The organism is Sulfitobacter sp. OXR-159, assembly GCF_034377145.1.
Lineage (GTDB): Bacteria > Pseudomonadota > Alphaproteobacteria > Rhodobacterales > Rhodobacteraceae > Sulfitobacter.
Map to the genome: position 1 here is coordinate 79,017 of NZ_CP139709.1, position 21,527 is coordinate 100,543.

26 protein-coding genes and 2 pseudogenes are annotated in these 21,527 nt (G+C 58.5%); 10 read left to right on the forward strand and 18 right to left on the reverse strand.

The genetic code is table 11. The annotated features are described in order from the left end of the window. Nucleotides 1-91: 91 nt before the first annotated feature. From T8A63_RS19400 to rfbA, 6 genes and pseudogenes are all read left to right on the forward strand, one after another. Nucleotides 92-1,096 (forward strand): DctP family TRAP transporter solute-binding subunit, encoded by a 1,005-nt coding sequence (locus tag T8A63_RS19400; RefSeq protein ID WP_322346350.1) that lies wholly within the window; start codon nt 92-94, stop codon nt 1,094-1,096. A 53-nt stretch (nt 1,097-1,149) separates the two neighbouring features. Next, entirely contained in the window at nt 1,150-1,629 is a 480-nt protein-coding gene (locus tag T8A63_RS19405) for a TRAP transporter small permease (RefSeq protein WP_322346353.1), read from the forward strand. 4 nt (nt 1,630-1,633) lie between these two features. Continuing rightward, nucleotides 1,634-2,950 carry a TRAP transporter large permease gene (locus tag T8A63_RS19410; protein WP_067261229.1) on the forward strand — a complete coding sequence of 439 codons (1,317 nt, stop codon included), beginning with the start codon at nt 1,634-1,636 and terminating at the stop codon, nt 2,948-2,950. Beyond that, nucleotides 2,947-3,571, forward strand: a pseudogene (locus T8A63_RS19415) (SDR family NAD(P)-dependent oxidoreductase). Before T8A63_RS19410 ends, T8A63_RS19415 begins: the two are co-directional and overlap by 4 nt. Before the next feature lie 66 nt (nt 3,572-3,637). Beyond that, the gene (locus T8A63_RS19420; protein WP_322346355.1) at nt 3,638-4,258 is read left to right on the forward strand and encodes a dTDP-4-dehydrorhamnose 3,5-epimerase family protein; all 621 of its coding nucleotides are present in this window, start codon (nt 3,638-3,640) and stop codon (nt 4,256-4,258) included. Next, complete coding sequence (gene rfbA / locus T8A63_RS19425; RefSeq protein ID WP_322346356.1) at nt 4,255-5,124, forward strand: glucose-1-phosphate thymidylyltransferase RfbA; 870 nt, start codon at nt 4,255-4,257, stop codon at nt 5,122-5,124. The genes T8A63_RS19420 and rfbA overlap by 4 nt, the downstream gene beginning before the upstream one ends. 312 nt (nt 5,125-5,436) lie before the next feature. On the opposite strand, the gene T8A63_RS19430 is transcribed toward rfbA, so the two are convergent. Beyond that, entirely contained in the window at nt 5,437-6,207 is a 771-nt protein-coding gene (locus T8A63_RS19430) for an SDR family oxidoreductase (protein ID WP_322346358.1), read from the reverse strand. A gap of 62 nt (nt 6,208-6,269) precedes the next feature. Between T8A63_RS19430 and T8A63_RS19435 the strand changes: the two genes are divergently transcribed. Then, nucleotides 6,270-6,545, forward strand: coding sequence for an amidohydrolase family protein (locus tag T8A63_RS19435; RefSeq protein ID WP_322346360.1), 276 nt, complete (start codon nt 6,270-6,272; stop codon nt 6,543-6,545). A gap of 43 nt (nt 6,546-6,588) precedes the next feature. On the opposite strand, the gene T8A63_RS19440 is transcribed toward T8A63_RS19435, so the two are convergent. Genes T8A63_RS19440 through T8A63_RS19450 form a run of 3 tightly spaced genes read right to left on the reverse strand, consistent with a single transcriptional unit; the run spans nt 6,589 to nt 9,549 of the window. Further along, on the reverse strand, nt 6,589-7,701 hold the full coding sequence (locus T8A63_RS19440) for a C4-dicarboxylate TRAP transporter substrate-binding protein (protein ID WP_322346362.1): 1,113 nt from the start codon (nt 7,699-7,701) through the stop codon (nt 6,589-6,591). A gap of 28 nt (nt 7,702-7,729) precedes the next feature. Continuing rightward, the gene (locus T8A63_RS19445) at nt 7,730-9,040 is read right to left on the reverse strand and encodes a TRAP transporter large permease (protein ID WP_322346364.1); all 1,311 of its coding nucleotides are present in this window, start codon (nt 9,038-9,040) and stop codon (nt 7,730-7,732) included. After that, the gene (locus tag T8A63_RS19450) at nt 9,037-9,549 is read right to left on the reverse strand and encodes a TRAP transporter small permease subunit (RefSeq protein ID WP_209219519.1); all 513 of its coding nucleotides are present in this window, start codon (nt 9,547-9,549) and stop codon (nt 9,037-9,039) included. The genes T8A63_RS19445 and T8A63_RS19450 overlap by 4 nt, the downstream gene beginning before the upstream one ends. 131 nt (nt 9,550-9,680) lie before the next feature. Here T8A63_RS19450 and T8A63_RS19455 point away from each other — a divergent pair, with 131 nt between their 5' ends. Together T8A63_RS19455 and T8A63_RS19460 are read left to right on the forward strand one after the other, a co-directional pair. Continuing rightward, a complete protein-coding gene (locus T8A63_RS19455; RefSeq protein ID WP_322346367.1) occupies nt 9,681-10,577 on the forward strand; it encodes a LysR family transcriptional regulator in 897 nt (298 codons plus the stop codon). A gap of 71 nt (nt 10,578-10,648) precedes the next feature. Then, nucleotides 10,649-11,407: an alpha/beta hydrolase gene (locus T8A63_RS19460; RefSeq protein WP_322346369.1), complete on the forward strand. Its 759-nt coding sequence runs from the start codon at nt 10,649-10,651 to the stop codon at nt 11,405-11,407. A gap of 47 nt (nt 11,408-11,454) precedes the next feature. Here the strand turns inward: T8A63_RS19460 and T8A63_RS19465 are convergent, their stop codons facing one another. The 14 genes and pseudogenes from T8A63_RS19465 to T8A63_RS19525 all read right to left on the reverse strand — a co-directional run bounded on the left by T8A63_RS19465 (nt 11,455) and on the right by T8A63_RS19525 (nt 20,541). Then, complete coding sequence (locus T8A63_RS19465; RefSeq protein WP_322346371.1) at nt 11,455-11,751, reverse strand: CcdB family protein; 297 nt, start codon at nt 11,749-11,751, stop codon at nt 11,455-11,457. Next, nucleotides 11,751-11,993, reverse strand: a complete 243-nt coding sequence (locus tag T8A63_RS19470; protein WP_322346373.1) for a type II toxin-antitoxin system CcdA family antitoxin — start codon at nt 11,991-11,993, stop codon at nt 11,751-11,753. The genes T8A63_RS19465 and T8A63_RS19470 overlap by 1 nt, the downstream gene beginning before the upstream one ends. A 292-nt stretch (nt 11,994-12,285) precedes the next feature. Then, nucleotides 12,286-12,729, reverse strand: coding sequence for a hypothetical protein (locus tag T8A63_RS19475; RefSeq protein WP_322346375.1), 444 nt, complete (start codon nt 12,727-12,729; stop codon nt 12,286-12,288). 127 nt (nt 12,730-12,856) lie between these two features. After that, complete coding sequence (locus T8A63_RS19480) at nt 12,857-13,447, reverse strand: hypothetical protein (RefSeq protein ID WP_322346377.1); 591 nt, start codon at nt 13,445-13,447, stop codon at nt 12,857-12,859. 131 nt (nt 13,448-13,578) lie between these two features. After that, the gene (locus T8A63_RS19485) at nt 13,579-13,965 is read right to left on the reverse strand and encodes a VanZ family protein (RefSeq protein WP_322346379.1); all 387 of its coding nucleotides are present in this window, start codon (nt 13,963-13,965) and stop codon (nt 13,579-13,581) included. Between the two features lie 9 nt (nt 13,966-13,974). Next, nucleotides 13,975-14,166, reverse strand: coding sequence for a hypothetical protein (locus tag T8A63_RS19490; RefSeq protein ID WP_322346381.1), 192 nt, complete (start codon nt 14,164-14,166; stop codon nt 13,975-13,977). A 395-nt stretch (nt 14,167-14,561) separates the two neighbouring features. After that, a pseudogene (locus T8A63_RS19495) lies at nt 14,562-15,485 on the reverse strand (sugar phosphate nucleotidyltransferase). Between the two features lie 24 nt (nt 15,486-15,509). After that, nucleotides 15,510-15,821, reverse strand: a complete 312-nt coding sequence (locus T8A63_RS19500; RefSeq protein WP_322346382.1) for a hypothetical protein — start codon at nt 15,819-15,821, stop codon at nt 15,510-15,512. A gap of 465 nt (nt 15,822-16,286) precedes the next feature. Next, nucleotides 16,287-16,586 carry a CcdB family protein gene (locus T8A63_RS22435; RefSeq protein ID WP_416153260.1) on the reverse strand — a complete coding sequence of 100 codons (300 nt, stop codon included), beginning with the start codon at nt 16,584-16,586 and terminating at the stop codon, nt 16,287-16,289. Then, nucleotides 16,573-16,836, reverse strand: coding sequence for a hypothetical protein (locus T8A63_RS19505; protein ID WP_322346383.1), 264 nt, complete (start codon nt 16,834-16,836; stop codon nt 16,573-16,575). The genes T8A63_RS22435 and T8A63_RS19505 overlap by 14 nt, the downstream gene beginning before the upstream one ends. A 232-nt stretch (nt 16,837-17,068) precedes the next feature. Then, complete coding sequence (locus tag T8A63_RS19510) at nt 17,069-18,361, reverse strand: MFS transporter (protein WP_322346108.1); 1,293 nt, start codon at nt 18,359-18,361, stop codon at nt 17,069-17,071. Nucleotides 18,362-18,946: 585 nt separating this feature from the next. Then, nucleotides 18,947-19,456 (reverse strand): hypothetical protein, encoded by a 510-nt coding sequence (locus T8A63_RS19515; protein WP_322346110.1) that lies wholly within the window; start codon nt 19,454-19,456, stop codon nt 18,947-18,949. Beyond that, nucleotides 19,449-19,970, reverse strand: a complete 522-nt coding sequence (locus T8A63_RS19520) for a hypothetical protein (RefSeq protein ID WP_322346112.1) — start codon at nt 19,968-19,970, stop codon at nt 19,449-19,451. The genes T8A63_RS19515 and T8A63_RS19520 overlap by 8 nt, the downstream gene beginning before the upstream one ends. A gap of 322 nt (nt 19,971-20,292) precedes the next feature. Further along, nucleotides 20,293-20,541, reverse strand: coding sequence for a helix-turn-helix transcriptional regulator (locus T8A63_RS19525; protein WP_322346113.1), 249 nt, complete (start codon nt 20,539-20,541; stop codon nt 20,293-20,295). Between the two features lie 73 nt (nt 20,542-20,614). Here T8A63_RS19525 and T8A63_RS19530 point away from each other — a divergent pair, with 73 nt between their 5' ends. After that, on the forward strand, nt 20,615-21,505 hold the full coding sequence (locus T8A63_RS19530) for a tyrosine-type recombinase/integrase (protein WP_322346115.1): 891 nt from the start codon (nt 20,615-20,617) through the stop codon (nt 21,503-21,505). Nucleotides 21,506-21,527 lie beyond the last annotated feature (22 nt).

The following is a 21,527-nucleotide window of genomic DNA, read 5'->3' on the forward strand; positions in this document are numbered from 1 at the left end:
AACTGCGCATTCCTGCATTGAATGCAAGAAATATCTTGCCCGAACCGCCGAACTCTGTTCCACATTATGGCTCAATGAGGGAGGAACTATTATGAAAATGATTTCAAAGGCGGGTTTCGCCGCAATATTTGCAACCGCCGTCTTCTCCGGCGCGGTCAGCGCCGACACCCTGCGCCTGTCGCATAACACCGGCGACACCACAACTTGGCACAAGGGGGCCGAAAAATTCGGCGAACTTCTGTCCGAGAAAACCGATGGCGCCTATGACGTGCGCGTCTTCCCCAATGCGCAGCTCTCTGGCGGCGACCAGATGAAACAGGCCGAGATGGTGGGCCGCGGGGCGCTTGACCTCGTCGTCACCTCGGCGATCAACGTGACCCCCTTGGTGCCCGAGATGGCCGTGTTCTCGCTCCCCTATCTCTATGCCAACTACGATCAGGTAGACGCGACCACCCAAGGCGAACCGGCGAAACTGCTCGAAGACATCCTGCGCGAAAAGGGCATCGAAGTGCTGGCTTGGGGTGAGAACGGTTTTCGCGAGGTCACCAACAACGTCCGCCCGATCAAGACCCCCGAAGATATGAAGGGGCTGAACATGCGCGTCGCCGGGCCGATGTATATCGACGTAATGAACGCGCTCGGCGCCAACCCGCAGCAGATGCAATGGGGCGAGACGATGACCGCGCTTCAACAGGGCGTGGTCGATGGTCAGGAAAACCCGATTGGGGCCGTGATCATTCCACAGCAGGTCTTTGAGGTGCAAAAACACCTGACCGCTTGGCACTACTCCTATGACCCGATCTTCCTCGGCGTTTCGACCCAAGTCTGGGGCGATCTGGACGAGGCGACCCAAGAGCAGATGCGCGCAGCAGCGACCGAAGCCATGGAATACCAGCGCGAGATCACCCGCGAAGGCACCGCCAAAGGCGTTGCCTTCCTGCGTGACAAGGGGATGGAGGTCTACGAGCCCTCCGAAGAGGAACTGGCCGCCTTCCGCGAAGCAACCAAACCCGCCTTCGACACTTGGGCCGCCAAGGTGGGCACCGACATTGTCGGTAGCTTCCAAGACGCCATCGCCGCGACACCCGCGAACTAAAGCCTCGGCGCGGCCCTGCTCCGGAGCCGCGCCGATCCGGGAGGGTCAGAGCCATGCGATTTCTGCTGAACGAATTTGAAAAGATCGTCTGCGCCGTGCTGTTTCTTGGCATGACGCTGATCGGTTTCATTAATGTGGTGGTCCGCTACGCCACGCATTATTCCTTCGCCGCCTCGGAAGAGCTGCTGACCAACGGCTTTCTGCTGCTCACCGTCTTTGGCGCCGCGATTGCTGCGCGGCGGGGGCAGCATTTGGCGGTCACGATCGTTCAGGATTTCCTACCCCGCCCCGCGGCCCGGGCCGTGTTCCTGCTGTCGGTGATCCTTTCGGTTCTGCTGCTGGCGGCTTCGGCATGGTTCTCTTGGGCCACCTTAATGAACCAGATCGGCAGCGGCATCCGCAGCTATGCGCTCGGCGTGCCCGCGTGGTGGTATCAGATCGGCCTGCCCTTAGGCTTTGCCTTGATCATCATCCGTTACCTGCAACATGCCGCAGAAATATGGCGCGCGACGCGACAAGAACCGCGAGCATAGTCCAATGTTAGATATCTTTGGCATGGGTGCCGGCACCCAGATGATCATCGCCTTCTTCCTGCTGATGGCCCTGCGCGTGCCCGTGGCCTTCGCGCTCGGCCTTTCGGCCATGTATGCCATGTGGCAGATCGGCTTTGGCTTTGACCTTGCGGGCGATCTGATCGCCACCGGCATCGCGAAATACGCCCTGCTCGCCATTCCCTTCTTCATCCTCGCCGGGACTTTGATGGGCACCCTCGGCATCGCAGAGCGGATGATCCGTTTCTTTCGCATCCTCATCGGCAACCTGCCCGGCGGCATGGGTGTCGTCGGCACCGTGGTCTGCCTCTTCTGGGGGGCAGTGTCGGGCTCGGGCCCGGCCTCCGTCGCGGCCATCGGCCCGATGATCATCAAGGGCATGCAAGAAGACGGCTATCCCCGCGCTGCCGCCGCCGCTTTGGTCTGCACGGGCGCAGCCTTCTCCATCGTCATCCCGCCCTCCATCGGCCTTGTGATCTATGGCGTTATCGCCGAGACCTCCATTTCCGCACTGTTTATCGCCGCGATCATTCCGGGCCTCTTCATGGGCGTGCTAATGCTGATCATTCTACCCTTCATCAAATCGACCAACCGAGCGGAGTTGGACAAACTCTCCCCCGCGCCGCCCAGTAAAGGCTATTGGCGCGATCTTGGGCAAAGCTTCCGCGAGTCATTCTGGGGCCTGATGACCCCGGTTGTCATCCTTGGCGGTATCTACTCCGGCATCTTCACCCCGACCGAAGCCGCCCTCGTCGCCACCGTCTATGCCATCGCCGTGGGCGCTTTTGCCTATCGAACGCTCTCCATCCGCGCCCTTTACGACGCCCTGACCGAGGCTGCTTCCTCCTCCGCCGTCGTCATGTTGGTCGTCGCCTATGCCAGCCTGTTCGGATGGGTCGTGACGGTCGAAGACCTCGTTGGCCAATACTCAGGCCAATTGCTCAGCCTGTCGGACAATGGCGGGGTGATCTTGATGGTCATCATGCTGATCCTCTTAATCGCGGGCATGTTCATGGACCCGGTCACCGTGATGTTCATCTCCCTGCCGATCTTCCTGCCCGTGGTGCGCGAACTTGGCTGGGATCCGGTCTGGTTCGGCGTGCTGGTGATGGTGAACCTCGCCATCGGCCTTATCACTCCGCCCGTCGGGATCAACCTCTACGTCGCCGCGAACATCACACGTCAACCCTTGGAGCATATCGCCCGCGCCGCTTTACCGTTCCTCGCGATCAGCGTCATCGGCCTTGCCATCGTGGCAGCGATCCCTGCCCTCTCTCTCTTCCTGCCTGAGGTGCTGAAATGAACGATACCGTTGCCCTGATTACCGGTGCCGCCCGCGGCATCGGCCTTGCCACTGCCGCGTTTTTCCACGCCGAAGGCCGCCGCGTCGTCATGCTCGACCGCGATGCGGAAGAACTGGCAGAGGCCGCGGCCTCCCTCCCTATCACCTGCGATGTTTCAATCCCACAGCAAGTCGCGCAGGCCATCGCAGAGATTAAACAGACCTTCGGCCGCCTCGACATTCTGGTTAACAACGCGGGCGTCGCCGACTTCGGGCCTCTGGCCGAGACGGACTTTTCCCACTGGCGTCGTGTCATGGATACCAACCTTGGCGCGTATTTTTAATGTCCCAAACCTGCCTTCCACTACTTTCTACGCGCGGTGGTGCCATCATCAACATTGCCTCGATCTCTGGCCTGCGCGCCTCGACCCTACGGATCGCCTATGGCACGTCCAAGGCCGCGGTGATACATCTGACCAAACAGCAAGCGGCAGAACTTGGCGAAGTCGGGATCCGCGCGAAATCGCGGACGTCATATGTTTCCTTGCAAGCGAACGCGCGAGCTATGTAACTGGGCAGGTCGTTGCATCCGACGGCGGGTTCGACGCCACGGGCGTGGGTTTGCCTGCGCTGCGGGGCTAACTGGGAACTTTTGCGTTAACAGATGCTACTTGGCGACGATTATGGTTGTGTCATCTGACAAGAACTATGGTGCTTGCTAGGAGACAACGAGAAGTCGTCAAGGGGAACGCTATTGTGGAAGTTATCCAAACCGGCGTGCCAGAAGCTCCCTTTTCAAAGCCCGCAAAATTCGGGGTTGCACGAGGGTTCTTTTCAGACAGCTGGAACCGCAAGATACTGGCGGAACATGGAATCGCTTTAGATTTCGCGCAGGACAATCATTCGCTCTCTGCCGCCATGGGAGCAGTACGTGGGTGGCATTCTCAGGCCCCGCGTCTCGGGGCAGAGCGAGACGCCCTCAACATTGTCGCCGACCAGATTGGCCGCCTCACCGGCGCTGCCGAGATTGCGGCGGCCTGTGATACCATTGCGCGACGGTCGATAGACTATCCGGCCAAAAAGCAGCACCGATCATTTCTCCGGCGCACCGGATGTCAGCTGGGCCGATTTCGCTCGAGAAATTTTCGGGGAGACGGGGTTGGATTGCATGGAAACGGGCATCGTCTCTTCCGATCATTCGATCCCGCCCAAAGGTCGCTAAAGTCTCGTCTGGATTGTTGCGCCACACAGCCGGTTTTCGGCATCCCACGCTCCGACTGGCGTGAGCCGCTTACAGATATACTTACAGACCTTGGAGGCCGATCATGAGTAAACGCAAAGGCATCATTCTCGCTGGAGGGTCTGGTACAAGGCTCTACCCGATCACTATGGGAATTTCGAAGCAACTCCTGCCGATCTACGACAAGCCGATGATTTACTACCCGCTGTCGGTCCTCATGCTCGGGGGCATCCGTGACATCGCCATGATCACTACGCCGCAGGATCAAGAGCAGTTCATCCGAACGCTCGGCGATGGCAGCCAGTGGGGGATCAAACTGACCTACATCGTGCAGGAGAGCCCCGACGGTTTAGCGCAAGCCTATCTGCTGGCTGAAGACTTTCTGGCCGGTGCGCCTTCTGCAATGGTGCTCGGCGACAACATCTTTTTCGGCCACGGGCTGCCTGACATGCTGACCGCCGCAGATGCGCGCATCGAAGGGAGCACGGTGTTTGGCTATCACGTCTCTGACCCAAAACGTTACGGGGTCGTCGGCTTTGACGCTAATGGCATAGCCCGAGAGATCATCGAAAAACCCGATGTGCCGCCCTCGAAGTACGCTGTGACGGGTCTCTATTTCCTTGACGGCGATGCCCCGAAACATGCAGCAGAGGTTCAGCCATCAGCGCGCGGCGAATTGGAGATCACTTCGCTGCTTGAGATGTATCTACAGGCGGGCAAACTGCAGGTCGAACGCATGGGGCGCGGCTATGTTTGGCTGGATACCGGCACCCATGGCAGCCTGTTGGACGCGGGAAATTTCGTCCGTACGTTGACCGAACGACAGGGTTTGCAAACCGGTTGTCTGGAAGAGATCGCCTTTAAAAATGGGTGGATCAGCCAAGAGGCCCTCGCAGAGCGCGCCGAGATGTTCACTAAGAATGACTATGGCAGCTATCTTGCCACGTTGAAGTAAGCCTGCGCTCCTCAATCGCGCGCCGCGGTTGGTTTGCAGGTGCGTTTCTTCGATGGTCCGCTTCGGTCAACATGACGGATCGAAGTACAGGCCCGGTCCTACCTGGGTCAGGATGACATCATTCGCTACGAGGACGTTTACGCGCGCAAGTAGTGAGATCTTGACGGCGGCCTGTCTAGCGCGATGGCGTACCGCTGCGCGCGCTAGACAGGCCCCTTTTGATGCGAACAGGCCTCGGGTGGGCACCCTTTATATAGCAACCAATGCGACCTAAGCACTTCTTGGCGCTTTGCTCTCGTTGCTCGATCCTGATCAAACTCCTTTAATCGCGCCGCCGTCAATGCGGATGCGCGACCCGGTGACGTAGCCTGCCCGCCCCGAGGCGAGGAAGGTGACTACATCGGCAAATTCTTCTGGTTTGCCGTAGCGGCCCACCGGGATCGTGGCGCGGGACCTGGCGGCCACCTCGGCTACGTCGCTGTCGGTGCGCTTTGCCGCGGCGGCGTCGAGCTCGTCCACCCGCTGCGTGTGGATGCGCCCGGGCATGACCACGTTGACGGTGATCCCGTTGCCCGCGACCTCGTTGGCCAGCATCTTCGACCAGCCCACCACCGCCGAGCGGATGCCGTTGCTGAGCGCAAGGTTCGGGATCGGCTGCTCCACCCCCGAGAAGGTGATCGAGATGATCCGGCCCCAGCCGCGTGCCTTCATCTCGGGCAGGAGCCGTGTGTTGAGGTGAAACAGGTTGGCCGCCATCGCCTCGAAATGCGCAAGCCACTGGCCGCGCTCGGCCGCCTGAGCAGTGCCCGGGGGCGGGCCGCCGCCGTTGTTGACCGTAATGTCCGCGCCACCGTCCGACAGCAGCTGATCGGCCAGTGCGTCGACCTGGGCAAGGTCCGACAGGTCGCATTCAAAGGGGTGGACGTTCTCCATGCCTTGCGCCCAGTCGGCGATCTTGTCGCGGCTGCGCGCGGCGGCAAAGACGGTCGCGCCCTCGGCGGCCAGAGACTTGGCAATCGCCATGCTGAGGCCCCGGTTGGCCCCCAGCACAAGCGCGCGTTTGCCGTTGAGTTCGAGATCCATCAGTTCAATTCCTTCAATCGTTTTTCCTGTCGCGCGATCAGCCGGTCGACCTCGGCGCCAAAGTGACCGCCACCGCGCCTGCGCGAGCCTTTGGTCTGGATGGCAAAGGCGCGATTGCCGAAGGCTTCGATGCTGATCTAGCGATTTGGGATCCTGAAGCTTCTTACACCTACGGCGCCGATGATCTGCATGACAACACCGGGTACAATCCCTTCGAAGGCACTACCGTCAAAGGCATGCCGCGCCATGTGCTCTCTCGGGGTGAGCTATTGGTCAGGGATCGTGCGCTGGTTGCCGAAGCGCCGCGCGGGCGTTGGTTGCCGATGCGGGCGGGATAAGGGGCACCATTGCAGCGCCCCCTACCCTTCTGCGCTCTAAAGCTTAGTTCATGCCGTAGTTTGCACGGTCCAGCTTGTCATAGATCTCGCTTTTTGCCAGAGCCGCGAGCGCGTCGGTATCGGTGTGATCCACATCGGCCAGCAGTTCGGCCCAGCGGTCCACAATGCGCTTATAGTCTTCCAGCAGAGCCTCCGGGTTCTCGATCCCGCGGCTTTTGGCGTTTTCGATCAGCACGGCTTCGTCCGCTTTGACGAATTCCGCCAGCGCGTCTTTAAGGGCTTGGTCGGGCTCGAAAATTTCCATACCGCCTTCTTTCGCAGCAGATACCGCTTTGTCGACGTCCTTGTCGAACTCAACCCGGTGCTGCGCCAAATAATAGGCCATTTGGTCAAACAAAACGTCGCGCGATTCTTGCGACAGACCCTGCCAGAACGTCGGGTTATAGCCCCATTCAAAGCCCGCATAATAGTTCCCCACAGCCAGCATGTTCAGATGGGTCACCACATCGGAAAGCGAAAAGGAATCGAGCGCGTCAGCGGCCGCCACGGCGCAATCGAGCGAGCCTGTATCGAGGCCGGTGTACATCTCGCTTGAGGGGATCGACACGGGCACGGCGCCCACATGTTCGGCAAAACGCGACCAGGCGCCCCCGGCCATGCGCAGGCGTTTACCTTGGATATCCTCATAGGTGGCGACGGGCGTGTTGCACATCATGTAATATTCAGAGGTCGAGTATCCTCCACCGAAGACCACGCCATTCTCTTTCCACTCGGCCAAGGCGGCTTCGTTGGTGAGGCCAAACTCGGTCGAGGCGAAAGCCATGACCATCGGGTCGGTGTTGTAGAAGGCGAAGTTGCCGATCAGGTTCGCGACAGGCAGTTCGGACGGCGTATAGGTGCCGGCGTGATATGTCACCTGTGCCACACCATCGCGCACGCCTTGCAGTGAAGCGGCCGGCGGCAGCAAGGAGCCGCCAGCGAAGACGGTGAGATTCACCTCCCCATTGGTTTCTGCGGCCACACGTTCGGCAAATTCCACGTAAGGACCGCGCACCATCGAATGGCGTTCCGCAAAGAAGTGGTTCGCGTTCTGGGCTGCGGCCGCAGTGCCGAGGCCGCAGACCGCGAGGGCCAGTATGGATGTGTTGAGTTTCATGTTGTCGTCTCCTCCGGTTAAAAAAGCGTTACTGCGCCATGAGTGAGGGCAGGAACAGGCTGATCGCGGGAAAGGCAATCAGGATAAAAAGCGTCACGATGTCCATGGCGATGAACCATGTCGTGCCCGAGATGATGTCGCGCAGCTTTACCTCGCCAGAGAGCGCGCTGTGCAGGACATAGAGGTTCAGGCCGACCGGCGGTGTCACCAGCCCGATCTCCAAAAGCTTGATGCAGATGATGCCGAACCAAATGAGGTTGATGTCTGCGGCCTCAAGCACCGGTAGCAGGATCGGTAGCGTCAGCAGAATGAGACCGATGGAGTCGATGACCATGCCCAAGATGACGAAGAGCGCGGCAATCATCAGGATGATCACGATCTGATTGTCCGAAACCGACAGCATCATATCCGTCAGGGCGCGCGGTACGCCCGACAGCCCCATGAAACGGGTGAACATCACCGCGCCGATGGAGAGAAAGAAGATCGAAGAGGTCGCCAGCGTCGTCTGGCGGATCGCCTCGGCCAGCGCTTTGCGGGTCAGCGAGCGGCGCAGCAAAGCAACCGTCGCGGCAAGGAACGCGCCCACGGCGCCGGCCTCAGTCGGGGTGAAGAAACCGCCGAAGATGCCACCCAAGACGCCGAGCACCAGCACAGGAAATGGCCAAACGGACCATAGCAGGCCCAGCACTTGCGCCCGGTCGATCCGTTCGACCACGGGCGGGGCCAGCTGGGGCGTGACCGTGGCGCGAACGGTGATCATCGCCATATATACGAAAGCTGAGAGTACACCGGGAATGACGCCCGCGATGAAGAGCTGGCCGATCGATTGCTCGGTGAAAATGCCGTAGAGCACCATGAGGATCGACGGCGGAATGAGAGAGCCAAGCGTGCCCGAAGCCGCGACCACGCCGGTGGCCAGCGAGGGGTGGTATTTCGCCCTTAGCATTTCAGGCACGGCAATTTTCGACATTGCAGCGGTCGTCGCGATGGAAGAGCCAGAAGCGGCCGCGAAGAGCCCGCAAGCGCCAACACTGGCCGAAGCCAGTCCACCCGGCACCCGCGCCAGCATCACGCGCAGCAAATCGAACGCGCCCGCCGTCAGCCCGGTATTGGCGGCGATGAACCCCATGAAGAGAAACATCGGGATTGCCGTCAGTGACCAGTCTCCGATCAAGTTGAAGGGCATGGCGCTGACGATGCCGAACGCGGCTTGTAGGTTGAACATCACGGTAATGCCCACGAAAGATACCGCCATAAGGGCGGTCCCGATGGACATCCGAAAGGCCAGCAGGCCGAACAGCGCGCCCACACCGATCCAGCCGATAACAAGATTGCTCATGACATGCCCCCATCGAGGTCGGACTGGGTGACAGGCTGCCCGCGCAGCACCAGCAGACCCCGCAGCAACGCGGCGAGACTGGCAAGGCCGAAGCCGAGCGGCAAAACCATACGCGAAGGCCAAACAATGACTTCACGTCCGCCCATCACGACTTCGCCCACACGCAGGGCGCGCATGGCGTCCAGCCCGGTGCGCCATGTCATTACGGCCAAGATCGCGGCGGCGGCCAGGCAGCTAAAGAGCAACGCGAGTTTCTGAAGCCATGCGGGGAAGTGATTGAACAACAGATCGACGGAGATTTGCTGGTCCTGCATCTCGACAAAGGCCATCGGAAGCATGACCAGCGCGACCATATAGTAGTAGGACGACATCTCGACAGTGCCTTGGATCGGCGCGTTCCACACCAGTTTAGCGACGACATCGGCCACGATGTTCAGCATCATCGCGATGACACCGAAGCCGCCGATAAACATCAGCCAAGAGCATAATCTGTTGAACAGCGTCAGCATCGGGCCTCCTCCCCATACCAAGACGGGAACCGGGCCCGTAATTCCGATTCAACCTCACCGCTGAAGGGTCAGTTGACAAATAGCGATGGTTGATCGAGTGATAACGAAACGCGATCAACACGGAAGCATCAATGAATGACGGCAGGAAACCCACAAGGCTCGACCTCCGACATCTGCGATACGCTTTGGCCGTGGCCGATGCCCAAGGCTTCCGCGCCGCAGCCGAGATGCTCAATATCGCGCAGCCGGCCATTTCGAAAGCCGTGAAAGACACTGAGGTGGATTTGGGGTTTCGGATATTCGATCGCAGCGGGCCGCGCGTGATCCCCACACCGGAAGGCGTCGTTTTCCTCGACGATGCGCGCCAGACGGTCGCGCAGTTCGAGCGGACAATCCGCGCTTCACGCCAGAATGCTGCCGGGGCCCGTGGGCATATCATCGTGGGCTATTCCGCCCTCGCCACCTCACGGCAAATCTCGGAAGCGCTGGATGCCTTCCACCGCAGCGTCCCCGGCGTGCAGGTCGAGATGCATGTCATGTCCACGGATAACATGCTGAAAAACTTGAAGTCCGGTGCGATCGACCTTGGATTTTTGCTCTCTCATCCCACCGTTGGCGCACCGGGGATCGACCAAATGCCCGTCTGGAGTTCGCGCATCGGTGTGGTCGCCCCCGCCGGCGAAGCCCCTTCGCACGTCACTGAGTTGTCAGAGATGCCCTTCGTCATGGGGCTGCGAGAAAACTGGCGCTCATGGCGCGCGCTGCTAGACAGCGCTTGCGATCGCGCGGGCCTTTCCCCCGTGGTGGTGGATGAGGCTTGGGACGTGCAGGTGATTTTGCAACGCGTGGCCGAACGCCGCGGGGTGACGCTTTTCCCCATGACCATGGCCGAGAGCCTGCCCGCAGCGTTAGAACTGGTGCCGATAGCAGGGCTAGATGCAGAGGCGACGATCTCGATGGCATGGAGCATCAAGGCAGATACCGGGCTGTTGCGTCAGTTCCGCAACCACTTCCCACCGCTTGGTTGATCGCGTTCGGTTATCGGACGATACCACAAGTGTATTTGCGTAACGCGGGGATAGCGCGATCTTATGCGCCTATGAAACAGACCCCGATCGCCCCCTTCGACCTGCCCGAGGCGCAGCCTTTTCTTCTCGAAGGCAGCGATACCGGATTTCTCTTTTTCCACGGCTTCACCAGCACGCCGCAGAGCGTGCGAGAAGTCGCGGAAAAAGTACATGAGACCAGCGGCGCGACGGTATATTGCCCGCGTCTTGCGGGACATGGCGAAACCCCTGCCGCCTTGGCAAAAACCGGCCAAGCGGATTGGGTCGCCTCTGCAGAGGACGCTCTCGCCACCCTCTCCACACGCTGCTCGCGAGTGATCGTCGGCGGGCTATCCTTGGGCGCGACACTATCGCTCAACCTCGCCGCCAGAATGCCCGATAATACACAGGGCGTGGTCAGCATCAATGGCTCAACCGGTCTCTACCGCCCCGAGGTTGTGGCGCCGCTTTACGAAACAAACGGGCCAGCGTTCATCGCCGGCATCGGCTCCGACATCGCCGAACCCGGGATGACCGAAATCTGCTATGATCGGATCCCACGCGATACGCTAAAGGAGCGGTTCCTGCTGACGAATGCGACCGGCGCCTTGCTGCCGCTGATACGGCAGCCGATCCAGATTATGCAGTCGCGAAGCGACAATGTTGTCGACCCACAAAACGCGCTGCGTATCGCGACTTCGGTGGGGTCAAGTGAGATACGGCTGTCTTGGCTAGAGCGGTCTTACCATGTAGCGACGCTGGATTATGAGCGGGGCGAGATCGCGCGGCGGATTGCTGGGTTCTTAGCCTAACCGGATCAGATAGCGCGCGGAGGAGAAGGCTGGTCAAATTGGCCCGCTCAGAACCCCGAAAAGACCATGTCGAGGGCTCCGCGGATTTCATAGTCTGATGCGGAAAGGTCCGCGATGGGAGGACCTTTGAGCAACGCAGAGGGGATCGCCGCCATCTCTGCAGTGTGCAGGGCATAGGCATCGCCGTTAATTTCGAATACCGGCTCCAGGCGTCCTATAACCCCTGGCCCGCCTGCAATCGGGATCAAAGGTGCGACGACGCGGGAACCTGTGTCGATGAAATCCGTCTGAAGGTCGAGCACAAGCCGACCGCCAGATACTTGGTAGACGTGGAACTGCGCCATCAGCCGAGTCGCAACACCTGTACGTCCGCCAGCGGCATCCCATTGGTCTCAATCCAAGCACGCCGCTCTGAAATCGCCGCCGCGTTGTCTGATGCCCAAGCCGCAGCCCGCGCCGCACGCACCGCTTCTCCGACAGCAGCATCGCTGATCGCCGAGACATTCAAGCCTAATTCCCGGGCGGCAGAGAGATTTTCTGCCGTAAGGGTAATGTTTGTGCGCTGCTTTTCGGCTGTGGTCTGCATATCGTTCTCCTACGTCGCACATAAAATACACATGACTGGTGTGTAATGCAATGGGCCTGGGATCACCTCCCTAGTCGCGCGAATGCCCGGGCGGGTTGCAGGAGGCGCGTTTTTTACCCATCTCTGAGCCTCGTTGGGCGGATCGACCCGCACGCTCCTGATGTTGCACGTTATCGGGGGTTCGTCCTCAATACAATTTGGAAATTTTAATTTTATAAAGTTATATCAGTGACTTAAAGTCGAATTCGGCCCTACAGCAATCTCTGGTTGAATTTGGCTTTGTTTCTGGAAATCATGTTTGCGCCCTGATCCACGCCTTTAATGCCGTTCGTCGGGCGCTCTCGGCATCCCGCCGGTACCGCTGTAAGGTTTTCAGGGTCTTCCGCATTGCGGCAGGTCTCGTGGGGCTTGAGCGGGCTAGTACCCGGGCCGCACCTGAATGGAATGCATTCCCTTTAGGATTCTCCGCGAACATGAGCAGTACATCCTCATCTTCGTAGTCGAGCTCCTTCCCTTCAAACCGCGTCACGAGTCGCTCCAGCCGAGACATCCCGCCGGCCCCCTGCTCCGCCCGATCATGCATCTCCAGAAAATAATCGCGTTCGGCTTTGGTGATGCGCTCAAGGCGGGATTCTGCTTCAGCCAACCGGATGGCTGCCTGTTCGAACGGCTCCCCGCCAGAAAAGTTCGGCTGGGCTGTAACATCGCCCACGATAATACGGTACCAGCGGGTCACCTGGTCCCACGGGGGAGGTGTGGTTAACCCATGACGCCGTGCATTCTGCGAGACCTTACGCTTCCCCACTGCCGACTTCGGGCCAGAGCTTCGCCGGGCGTTAGCCCGGTTCGCTCTGATCTGACGATCAGTCGCCATGGCCAGCCACGAATTGTGCGTCTTCGATCGGCCTGGTGTTGGCGACTTTCAGTCTATCGTAGTCTTCGCGCAGCCGGCGGCGGCGAATTTCGAGATCGGCCAGCTTTGTCTCATGTGGGACGAGCGCCCTGCCTGCGTTTTCATAAGCGGCTGCGGCAATCTCGCTGACACCGATATTCCGTTCCTCTAACCAAGCCAGAGACGTCGCCGATTGCTCAGAGAGCGGGTCCAAAAGCCCTTCAGCAAAATCCTTTGCTTCGCTCGAAGCCTCTCCGAACTGGGAAAACGCTCCTAGCAAATCTTTCTCCCATACTTCCTGCGCGGCCTCCCGAAAATGTTTGCGCAACAATCCTTCGCTTAGGGAACGGTGCCGGTGGATCTCCCATTCCAAGGCGATCAGATTTTCGGCAAGAGACATTTGATAAGGAGAGGACGGATTGAGTTCAGACAGGAGCGCCTGCCGCAGATCCTCAAAAGCAGCTGCATTCTCGCCAGGAAGAATTGGAAGGCGCGGGATCTGGTCGAGCAGTTCTTGCTGTGCGTCGAGGGGCGCAGGCAGCGCCGAAATATCATTAGACATGTCGCATCTCCGACTGGTCACTGATACGCGACACTACTACATGTTCAAGAAAATCTCAAACCCGCTACTCGATGTTGTAAAGTCTAGCGAACCATCGGCTTCCATACCCGAGGACAATCAGGGCGGAAATCCTAGGTGTTGGCGTCTCGGCGCATGAAGATCTTGCGCAAAACAAAGCCCATGGCCGCACCAACACCCACCCCAAGAACGTCTGAGAGAAAATCAGCGAACTCACCGTGCCGCCCGACATAGGGCTGTATAATCTCAATCAGCGCCCCATAGAGTATGGCCGCAAGAACCACTCGAAAAAGGGCTTTGGGGTAGCAAGCCGTACTCGGCAGAACCAATGCCGCGAAAGCCAAGATATGATGCGCCTTGTCGGTTCCAGGAACATCTGTGGGTACGTGTAGGGGGACCAGCGTCAGCGTGGCAATGCTCAGTGCCAAGCCGATTGTTAGCCAGATCGAAATCGTCCGCCGGCGCTTCCAATTGGAGGCCATTGCGTGAGAAGGAAACATGGCGATCGCCTATCGTTTCGGGGTGCGTATGCGGATGCCCGGGCCATCCTCAGGCGTGCCGATAAATTCGATGCCAGCGGCTTCAAGGGAAGATTTGACCTTGGAAACCGTCTTTAGGGTGCTTTCAGGAACAGCATCGATCGCCTCAATTCGCCGAACTGTCTTTCCAGCAATACCTGCTGAGTTCGCGAGATCTTCCACCGACCACCGCAGTGCGCTTCTAGCCGCGCGAATTTGCAAACCAGTTATCATTGACTGCGCACAAAATGTCCACTATATGGACAATCATGTCCAAAATTATTCATACAGATATTATCCCCGATTGGTGCGCAGAGCTCAAGCGCCTCGAAGGGGCGTATGCGCCTTGTACCATGCGCGCCTACTATTCAGATATCGAGACATATATCCTATGGTGTTCGCAATACCATCGGGCTGCCTTTCCTGGCAGCGTTGATACGGTCTGCGCGTTTCTGATCGAACAAGGGTCGGACCTTGCCCCCTCAACTGTACGCCGTCGCATCTACGCCATCCGGAAGGTCCACCAGCTGCTGCGTCTACCCGACCCAACCCATGACGTGGAGACGGCAATAGGATGTCTATCCCTTCGCCCCCTGCCTCCGTGCATAGACATCTTCGTAGCGAATAATATCATCCTCGCCCAGATGGCTGCCGGTCTGCACTTCAATCAGCACCATCGGCACCTTACCAGGGTTCTTCATCCGGTGCGGGGCGCCGAGGGAGATATAGACCGATTGGTTCTCGGTCACGAGTTCTACTTCGTCACCAACGGTTACCCGAGCTGTTCCCTCCACTACGATCCAGCATTCGGATCGGTGGTGATGGCTTTGCAGGCTGAGCGCCGCACCCGGGTGGACCACGATTCGTTTAACCTGAAAGCGCGAGCCGACTACGAGGCTTTCGAACCAACCCCAGGGTCGGTAATCGCGCGGCAGGGTTTCGGCTTGCGCAGCACCCTTGGCTTTGAGCGCGGCAACGGCTTTTTTCACGTCTTGCGCACGGTCTTTATGGGCCACCAGAACCGCATCAGGCATGGCGACCGCAATGATGTCACTCAGACCGATACCGACCAGCTGTTGCTGCGGCTCTTCAGCACGCAGCAGGGTGTTCTCGCAGTCAATCGCCGTGGCGGAATCGGATCAGGGATCACGTGATCGGACGGTGCCACGAGAATCAGCGCTTCAGGCGCGCGGGCGGCAAGACTCAAAGCTGCCGCAAGGATCGCCGGGGCGGTGTTGCGCCCTTCCGGCTCAATAAGAATGCTTGCAGGCGCGATCTCGACCGCCGCCAATTGCTCGGTCACGAGAAAACGGAAAATTAGACCCCGTCAGGATCACCGGAGCAGCGAAACCCTTACCGGACAACCGCTGGGCCGAAGCTTGAAACAGGCTTTCTTCGCCAATCCGTTTCGCAAATTGCTTGGGATCGCTCTTGCGCGATAGCGGCCAAAGCCGTTTGCCGGAACCACCAGCCAAGAGGATCGGGTGAACAATATGGGCCATTGAAAATATCCTGTCGGGAAAAGGTCAGTGGCGGATGGCATCCTGATCGTGGGTAAACCAGTCATAGGTTTCCTGCAGCCCCTTTTCGAGGTCAATTGAGGCACGCCATCCCATATTCGCCAGACGATTTATGTCCATCGGCTTGCGGAGGGTGCCGTCTGGCTTGCTGGGATCATTGGTAATGCGCCCCTTAAAGCCGGTGACCCAAGCGACCATCTGCGCCAGTTCCATGATTGACACATCGACCCCGGTGCCGACGTTGATATGGCTGAGCATAGGCTGGGTGTTCGTGTCATAGGTCTCGCGGTCGAGATCGCGCACGAACGGGCTGGCCACAGCCCTATCGTTAGGTAAACAGCTAAGCCGCTGCTTGGTCTCAGATCAGGGCCGCTTGAGAGGAGGCGTTATCAGGCGTTTGGCCCGCGCCACAGACATTTGCCGGGCTTAGCCTACGAGCACTATGAATTGGATGATTTCGTCATGGTCCTGATGCTGCACGGAAACGGAGCTTCGGCGCGCCGCCTTTCTCGCCCTTGCAGAAAGTGAGGGTTCTAGGGGAATTGGAGTAGCGCAACTTCAAGGTGAGCCGGGGGCCGTTTCGGGAACGGTGTTAAGGTCTGGCAATTAATGTGGAGAAGCGCCAGAGCGGCTAAAGTTGCTGTTACGCTCCTGATACGGCCAAACCGTCCCCTGGGGCATTCACCGCCCCCGCGCGCAAACCGCAAGCTCTAATAGCAACCGAGCAACAGCCCCAAATCCGAAACCTTTCAAGATATCTACCATGCGGGGTTCGGCTGCTGCCTAGAGTCCCCAAAGAATAGCGTAAAGGCCATCCATAACGCGGTGCCCCTCCTCCGCAGAGAGCTGATGCACCGGGTCAAGGTGCCGTAATCGATTTGCCTGTACTGTGAGAGGCATGTGGGTACGGACACGAAAGGGACTGCCGGCAATTGTCACATCCACGGTAAATTTCGTCAGAGCCGGAAGCGCGTCACGGGGCAAGACCGGCACCAGAACGACCGTATTCAGCTCCAATAGATGGTCTGCTTGAACAACGAGGTAAAGATCGCCAGCGATCTCGAAAACGTCAAACTTCTGCATTAGGCCATGGGTGGTTCAAAGCCAGATGAGAGCCCGGGACCCCGTTATTTGTGACCAGGTCTGCTTCCGCAGCGATCGCGGATTCATTTTCGCGAAACCAAGCAGCAGCACGTTCTTGTGGACTTCCCGCTGCCATATCTGCGGCGACAAGGGCTTTGATGTAATCGGTCGTGCTTACACCTTTGACCTTTGCCCAAGCCTTCAGCTGGGACTTCTCATCGGGGTCCAGTCTTATGGTCAGGTTACTCATGCAATCTCCAGTCTTACTGCGCACTAACAATATAGCGCCTCTGTAAGTGCGCCGCAAGTTACGAGTGTGGTAGCCACGACACGCCTCACCACAGTTTTCAGATGCAGCGCTCATGATGACGCGGCATGTTTCTACTTCAAGGCGAGCATTTCCCCGTTTCGGGAAACTCGAGCAACTCAATCTGTCGGTAGACCCCTCTGAGAAGGGAGAGGTCTGTCTGTTGGCAGCATCTCTAATCCTTCGATTGCGAAGAAGGGCCATCCGCAAACGCCGCTGACTGGCCAGCATTAAGCTCTTCTTGATCTGCTCCAAGCGCCGCCGTCTCTGGTGTGGACGCGCGTACGAGGGGTTTTGCCTGAAAGGCCACCTTGTCCTTTGAGGCCACAGCTGGCGCAATCCTAAGCCGCAAAAGCGCGAACAGGATCAAGGACAAATGGACAGTTCCCGTTACCGCAAAGAGCGTAGAGGCACCAAATCTGGTCATCGCAACACCGGCCACGGTGGGTCCGACAATCGAACCAATCCCAAATACGAGCAACAGCCCCCCGCTGACCTGAATAAAGGACCCAGGTTCAGCGTGGTCGTTCGCATGTGCCACAATGATAGGATACATGGCATAGACCGTTGCTCCGAACAGGGCGGACATTACCAGCGCCAGAGCGGGCTGCGGCACCCCGACGGACAAGAACAATCCGTCCGCCAGAATGGCAAAGACTGTCACGGCGATCAGAACTTTACGGCGATCATAGCGATCTGAGGCGATGCCGACGGGGATCTGAGATGCAGCGCCAGCCAGAATCGGGATACTCGCAAACAGGGCGATTTCGTTTAGAGACAATCCGATGCGCGCCCCATAAACCGCGGCCAAAGTGCCGAAAGAAGCATTGGAGACGCCGACCATCAATACAGCAAAGACGGCAATGGGGGAGTTCTTCCAAAGCCGGCCTAACGCAAGCTTGGCTTGAGTCAAAGGCCGAGGCGTCGTGGTGGCGCTTATTGCGGTCGGCAACAGGGCCAAACAATAAACCATTGCCGCGAGCACGAAGAAAAAATAGCCGTTGGTATCCCCCAGTGTGAGCACCATCTGCCCGGCAGTCGTAGCCGAGAGGTTGACCATTGTATAGAGTCCGAAAACCCGCCCGCGCGACTTCGCGTCAGCGCGCTCGTTCAACCAACTTTCCACGATCATGGCCGCACCGGCGAAACAAAAGCCGGACAAGGCACGCACCGGGATCCAGACCCATGGCGTGATAAGGACGAGCGAGAGCAGAACGGCGATAGCTGCGATTGCGCACATGGCGCCAAACGCTCGAATATGTCCTACACGGGCCACCAGTGCAGGCGTGCGCAAACATCCCATCACATAGCCGACGGCCCATCCGGTTCCCAGCAAACCCAGCGAGGCAGCCGTAAATCCTTCGGCCTCGCCTCGGATTGGTAAGATCAAACTGTTTACCCCCCCAGCAAACAGAAGAAATGATGACCCCATTAAAAGGGCCGTCAACGGAAGCAAATGTCTCATCATGAGGGCATGGATATCGTTCAGCTGTCGCGTTTAACATCCCCAAAAAACAGGTTCTGACGCAGCAGCTACGCTGCGGGCCGCACCCGCCACGGCTTGAAGGCCGAAGACCTTTTCCGAGAGTCGTCGAACGTCAGGCTTGATCAGCGATTCCAGGCACGAAGCTGTCGCGTTAAAGAGATCAGGAGAAAACGCGATCATGCTTGCGCTGTCGCTCAGCCTTAAAAAAGCCCACCAAGCTGCAAGCTGCCTCTTGGTTTTCCAAACCCGTCACAGCCCAATTCAAACCCATGAGCTGTTTCTCAAAGAGCAGGCACGCGGGCGTGGGAGACCAGCGCGCGCGAACATCTCGTAGGGAGAGGCTTGTACATTATCGGCGACTTTACCGAAATCGCCCCTTCCCTCGCAGGAGGACCAAGCGCCAGATACCAAGACTGATACCGCGCGGCCTCGGGGCGCAGGCTCTCCGCGCCCCGAGACTAAATCGTTCTCAATTGTCAAATAGCGCGCCATAACGAAAGCAGATGCTGCTTTGTTACGGCAGGTCGGGGACCCGGTTGCGCCCCTCTAACCAGCAAACCTCCCGACTCAATCAGGCGGGTAAGGATCGTCTTTCACCAGCGCCTTGGTAAAAGCGGCCTGCGCTTTCTTTCTTCTAGTCTCAGCCTCGCGACGATAGCGCTTTAGCAGGTCTGCCTTTTTCCAATAGGCTTTCCAATATGCTGCCTCCTGTGCGGCTGCGACCGCAGCCGCGACATCCGTCGTTTGCGAGAAAACGATCTCCCGCAATGTCGGGACGTCCAGCACCACCTTTCGGAAATCGTCGTTTGTAACGGCGTCTGCTCTCGCGCTGCCGAAAAGATGCTCGCGCTCAGCGGCGCTGGTGCGCTTGACCTGGGCCTCGGCCTCCGCGAACTCCCATGCCAAACGGGTCACTTTAGGGTTCGCGTAGCTTGCCGCACATTGTTCGGGATTGTTGAGGATCTCGCGGTAGATTGTCAGCGTTTGCTGGGTTGGCACGGGCGCTGTTAACCCGTGCCGTCGGGCATTTTGGGATGGGTCAGCGCGCGCCGCTTCGGTTTGGTCGCGCTTATCCATTGGACCGCATCCGTGGGGCGATAACCCGGAGAGCTTCGAAATCGTCCAAAAGCTCGCGGCGGCGCTTTTCCAAGCCTGCGATGCACTTTTCATGATGGCTCAAGTCCTCCGCGAGAGTTTGATAGGCACGCGCGTAGAGCTCATCCAGCGTCGTTCCTGCAGCTTCTAGCTTTTCCGCCGCTTTCATCTGGCGCGTTGGATCCTCACCCACGAGGTCTCGGGCGAGTTTCAAATACCGTTCTTCAGCATAGGGCCGGACCACGAACTGCCCTGTGGAAAAATAGCCCGCCGCCATATCGCGGACTAATGCCATAAGGCGCGTATCGCGCATGCGGCGGTGCTGCTTGAGCTCCATTTCCAGGATAGCAACCTCACTGGCACGACGGCGCTCCAACGCGCTGCGGGCCTGAAGAACGTCGTGGAATTCGCTTTCGATCTCTTCAAGGTACGCTCTGCTCCCCCCAAGCGCGACGGGTTGGCGTTTCTGGTGTACAGATGTGGGCTTTTTAGTCATCTCTGGGTTCCTTCCGGCGGGTTGGGTTTTCTTGAAAGTGGCCTTTGCCGAGGGGCAAAAGACCAAACCAACACGCCAGGCGGCGCACGCGTAGGTGCTATGCAGACAAAAATTGTCGTTGGGGAACCGGAAATGCGCATTGGTGCGTCCCTGCAATGAGCGGAGGCACTGGCATCTTGCACATCACCTCCGCTGAGCGGAAATCGGACCTAGCACATCATGCGCACGGTATGTGCTTCAAACACTAGATATAGACGCAGCCGTCCGCAACCCTTTTTGCGGACAACTCAGAAATCTGACCCTGAACTCATTCAGGGTAAGTTCAGGAATTTAAAGGATGGAACCGTAAGCCGGGCGCGTCATCGGGGGCGCCGATAAATTCGATCCCGGCAGCCTCGAAACAAGTACGTAGTATCTCAAGATTGTTTTTGCGGGACTTCGGCACGCCGGCCTCCGCCAACTCATAGCGCACAATCGTCGCGGTACCGACACCCGTAGCATCGGCGAGATCTTTAACCGACCAATTCAGCGCCGCCCGCGCTGTCCGTATTTGCTGACCTGTAATTGACATAGCGATAGTTATGATATATTTTTTATCATAACCAAGCGAATCTTATGGGAGATCGGGTATGGTGGGGTCGGGTATGGTGGAGTGGAGCAAAGCATTAGAAACTCTCGATGGGGCGTATTCTGATGCAACGATGCGCGCATATCATTGTGATGTGCAAGCCTATGTCACCTGGTGTGCCGAAGAGCGGATTGATCCCTTTCCTGCAAGCGTTGGGCAGGTCTGCGCGTTCTTGGAAGCCGAAGGCCAGCACCGGGCACCGTCAACGGTAAGGCGTCGCCTATATGCGATCCGCAAGATTCATCGGCTGTTGGGGCTTGCAGATCCGACGCATGACGAAGCAATCAATCTCGCTTACCGGCGCGTTCGACGCGCAAAACCGGTGCGTCCGCAGCAGGCGCGCGGATTGACAGCATCGCACCTAAAACGTTTTCTCGCCGTTCAACCCAAAACCCCTTGGGGACTGCGCAACACGGCCATGCTGTCTCTAGGTTATGAACTGATGACCCGCAGATCAGAACTGGTCGCATTGCGCGACGAGGATATTACGCTGCGGGCCGATGGTACCCTGCGGGTGCTGATCCGCCGCAGCAAAGCAGACCAAGAAGGTCAAGGCCGTGTTGCATTTACGTCTATCGACACGGCGCAGCGCGTATTGGATTGGCAGGCCTGGCGCGGCCCGAGCATTGAGTGGCTTTTCTGCCCGATTTATCAAGAACGCCCGGTAGACCGCAGTCTCAGCGATACCACCGTCAAGACGGTGGTTAAGACCGCCGCAAAGCAAGCCGGCTACCCCGCTGAAGACGTCCGCGCGTTCAGCGGCCACTCAATGCGGGTCGGTGCCGCGCAAGATCTCTTGCGCAAAGGCTTCGATACCGCAGCCATTATGCGGGCCGGTGGCTGGAAGTCCGTAAATGTTCTCGCCCGCTACTTGGAATATGCTGAGCAAAATGTTTGGGAGGCATGACCCTCTTTTGACCATGCCCTGG

What these genes read in the sequence shown, in the direction of transcription:
- T8A63_RS19485 (WP_322346379.1), bottom strand. Translation starts at nt 13,965, where the DNA reads ATGTTTCCTTCTCACGCAATGGCCTCCAATTGGAAGCGCCGGCGGACG.
- T8A63_RS19445 (WP_322346364.1), bottom strand. Translation starts at nt 9,040, where the DNA reads ATGAGCAATCTTGTTATCGGCTGGATCGGTGTGGGCGCGCTGTTCGGC.
- T8A63_RS19450 (WP_209219519.1), bottom strand. Translation starts at nt 9,549, where the DNA reads ATGCTGACGCTGTTCAACAGATTATGCTCTTGGCTGATGTTTATCGGC.
- T8A63_RS19525 (WP_322346113.1), bottom strand. Translation starts at nt 20,541, where the DNA reads ATGTCAATTACAGGTCAGCAAATACGGACAGCGCGGGCGGCGCTGAAT.
- T8A63_RS22435 (WP_416153260.1), bottom strand. Translation starts at nt 16,586, where the DNA reads ATGCAGAAGTTTGACGTTTTCGAGATCGCTGGCGATCTTTACCTCGTT.
- T8A63_RS19480 (WP_322346377.1), bottom strand. Translation starts at nt 13,447, where the DNA reads ATGTCTAATGATATTTCGGCGCTGCCTGCGCCCCTCGACGCACAGCAA.
- T8A63_RS19455 (WP_322346367.1), top strand. Translation starts at nt 9,681, where the DNA reads ATGAATGACGGCAGGAAACCCACAAGGCTCGACCTCCGACATCTGCGA.
- T8A63_RS19530 (WP_322346115.1), top strand. Translation starts at nt 20,615, where the DNA reads ATGGTGGAGTGGAGCAAAGCATTAGAAACTCTCGATGGGGCGTATTCT.
- T8A63_RS19505 (WP_322346383.1), bottom strand. Translation starts at nt 16,836, where the DNA reads ATGAGTAACCTGACCATAAGACTGGACCCCGATGAGAAGTCCCAGCTG.
- T8A63_RS19420 (WP_322346355.1), top strand. Translation starts at nt 3,638, where the DNA reads ATGGTGCTTGCTAGGAGACAACGAGAAGTCGTCAAGGGGAACGCTATT.
- T8A63_RS19510 (WP_322346108.1), bottom strand. Translation starts at nt 18,361, where the DNA reads ATGATGAGACATTTGCTTCCGTTGACGGCCCTTTTAATGGGGTCATCA.
- T8A63_RS19400 (WP_322346350.1), top strand. Translation starts at nt 92, where the DNA reads ATGAAAATGATTTCAAAGGCGGGTTTCGCCGCAATATTTGCAACCGCC.
- T8A63_RS19440 (WP_322346362.1), bottom strand. Translation starts at nt 7,701, where the DNA reads ATGAAACTCAACACATCCATACTGGCCCTCGCGGTCTGCGGCCTCGGC.
- T8A63_RS19460 (WP_322346369.1), top strand. Translation starts at nt 10,649, where the DNA reads ATGAAACAGACCCCGATCGCCCCCTTCGACCTGCCCGAGGCGCAGCCT.
- T8A63_RS19515 (WP_322346110.1), bottom strand. Translation starts at nt 19,456, where the DNA reads ATGGATAAGCGCGACCAAACCGAAGCGGCGCGCGCTGACCCATCCCAA.
- rfbA (WP_322346356.1), top strand. Translation starts at nt 4,255, where the DNA reads ATGAGTAAACGCAAAGGCATCATTCTCGCTGGAGGGTCTGGTACAAGG.
- T8A63_RS19520 (WP_322346112.1), bottom strand. Translation starts at nt 19,970, where the DNA reads ATGACTAAAAAGCCCACATCTGTACACCAGAAACGCCAACCCGTCGCG.
- T8A63_RS19465 (WP_322346371.1), bottom strand. Translation starts at nt 11,751, where the DNA reads ATGGCGCAGTTCCACGTCTACCAAGTATCTGGCGGTCGGCTTGTGCTC.
- T8A63_RS19470 (WP_322346373.1), bottom strand. Translation starts at nt 11,993, where the DNA reads ATGCAGACCACAGCCGAAAAGCAGCGCACAAACATTACCCTTACGGCA.
- T8A63_RS19430 (WP_322346358.1), bottom strand. Translation starts at nt 6,207, where the DNA reads ATGGATCTCGAACTCAACGGCAAACGCGCGCTTGTGCTGGGGGCCAAC.
- T8A63_RS19410 (WP_067261229.1), top strand. Translation starts at nt 1,634, where the DNA reads ATGTTAGATATCTTTGGCATGGGTGCCGGCACCCAGATGATCATCGCC.
- T8A63_RS19405 (WP_322346353.1), top strand. Translation starts at nt 1,150, where the DNA reads ATGCGATTTCTGCTGAACGAATTTGAAAAGATCGTCTGCGCCGTGCTG.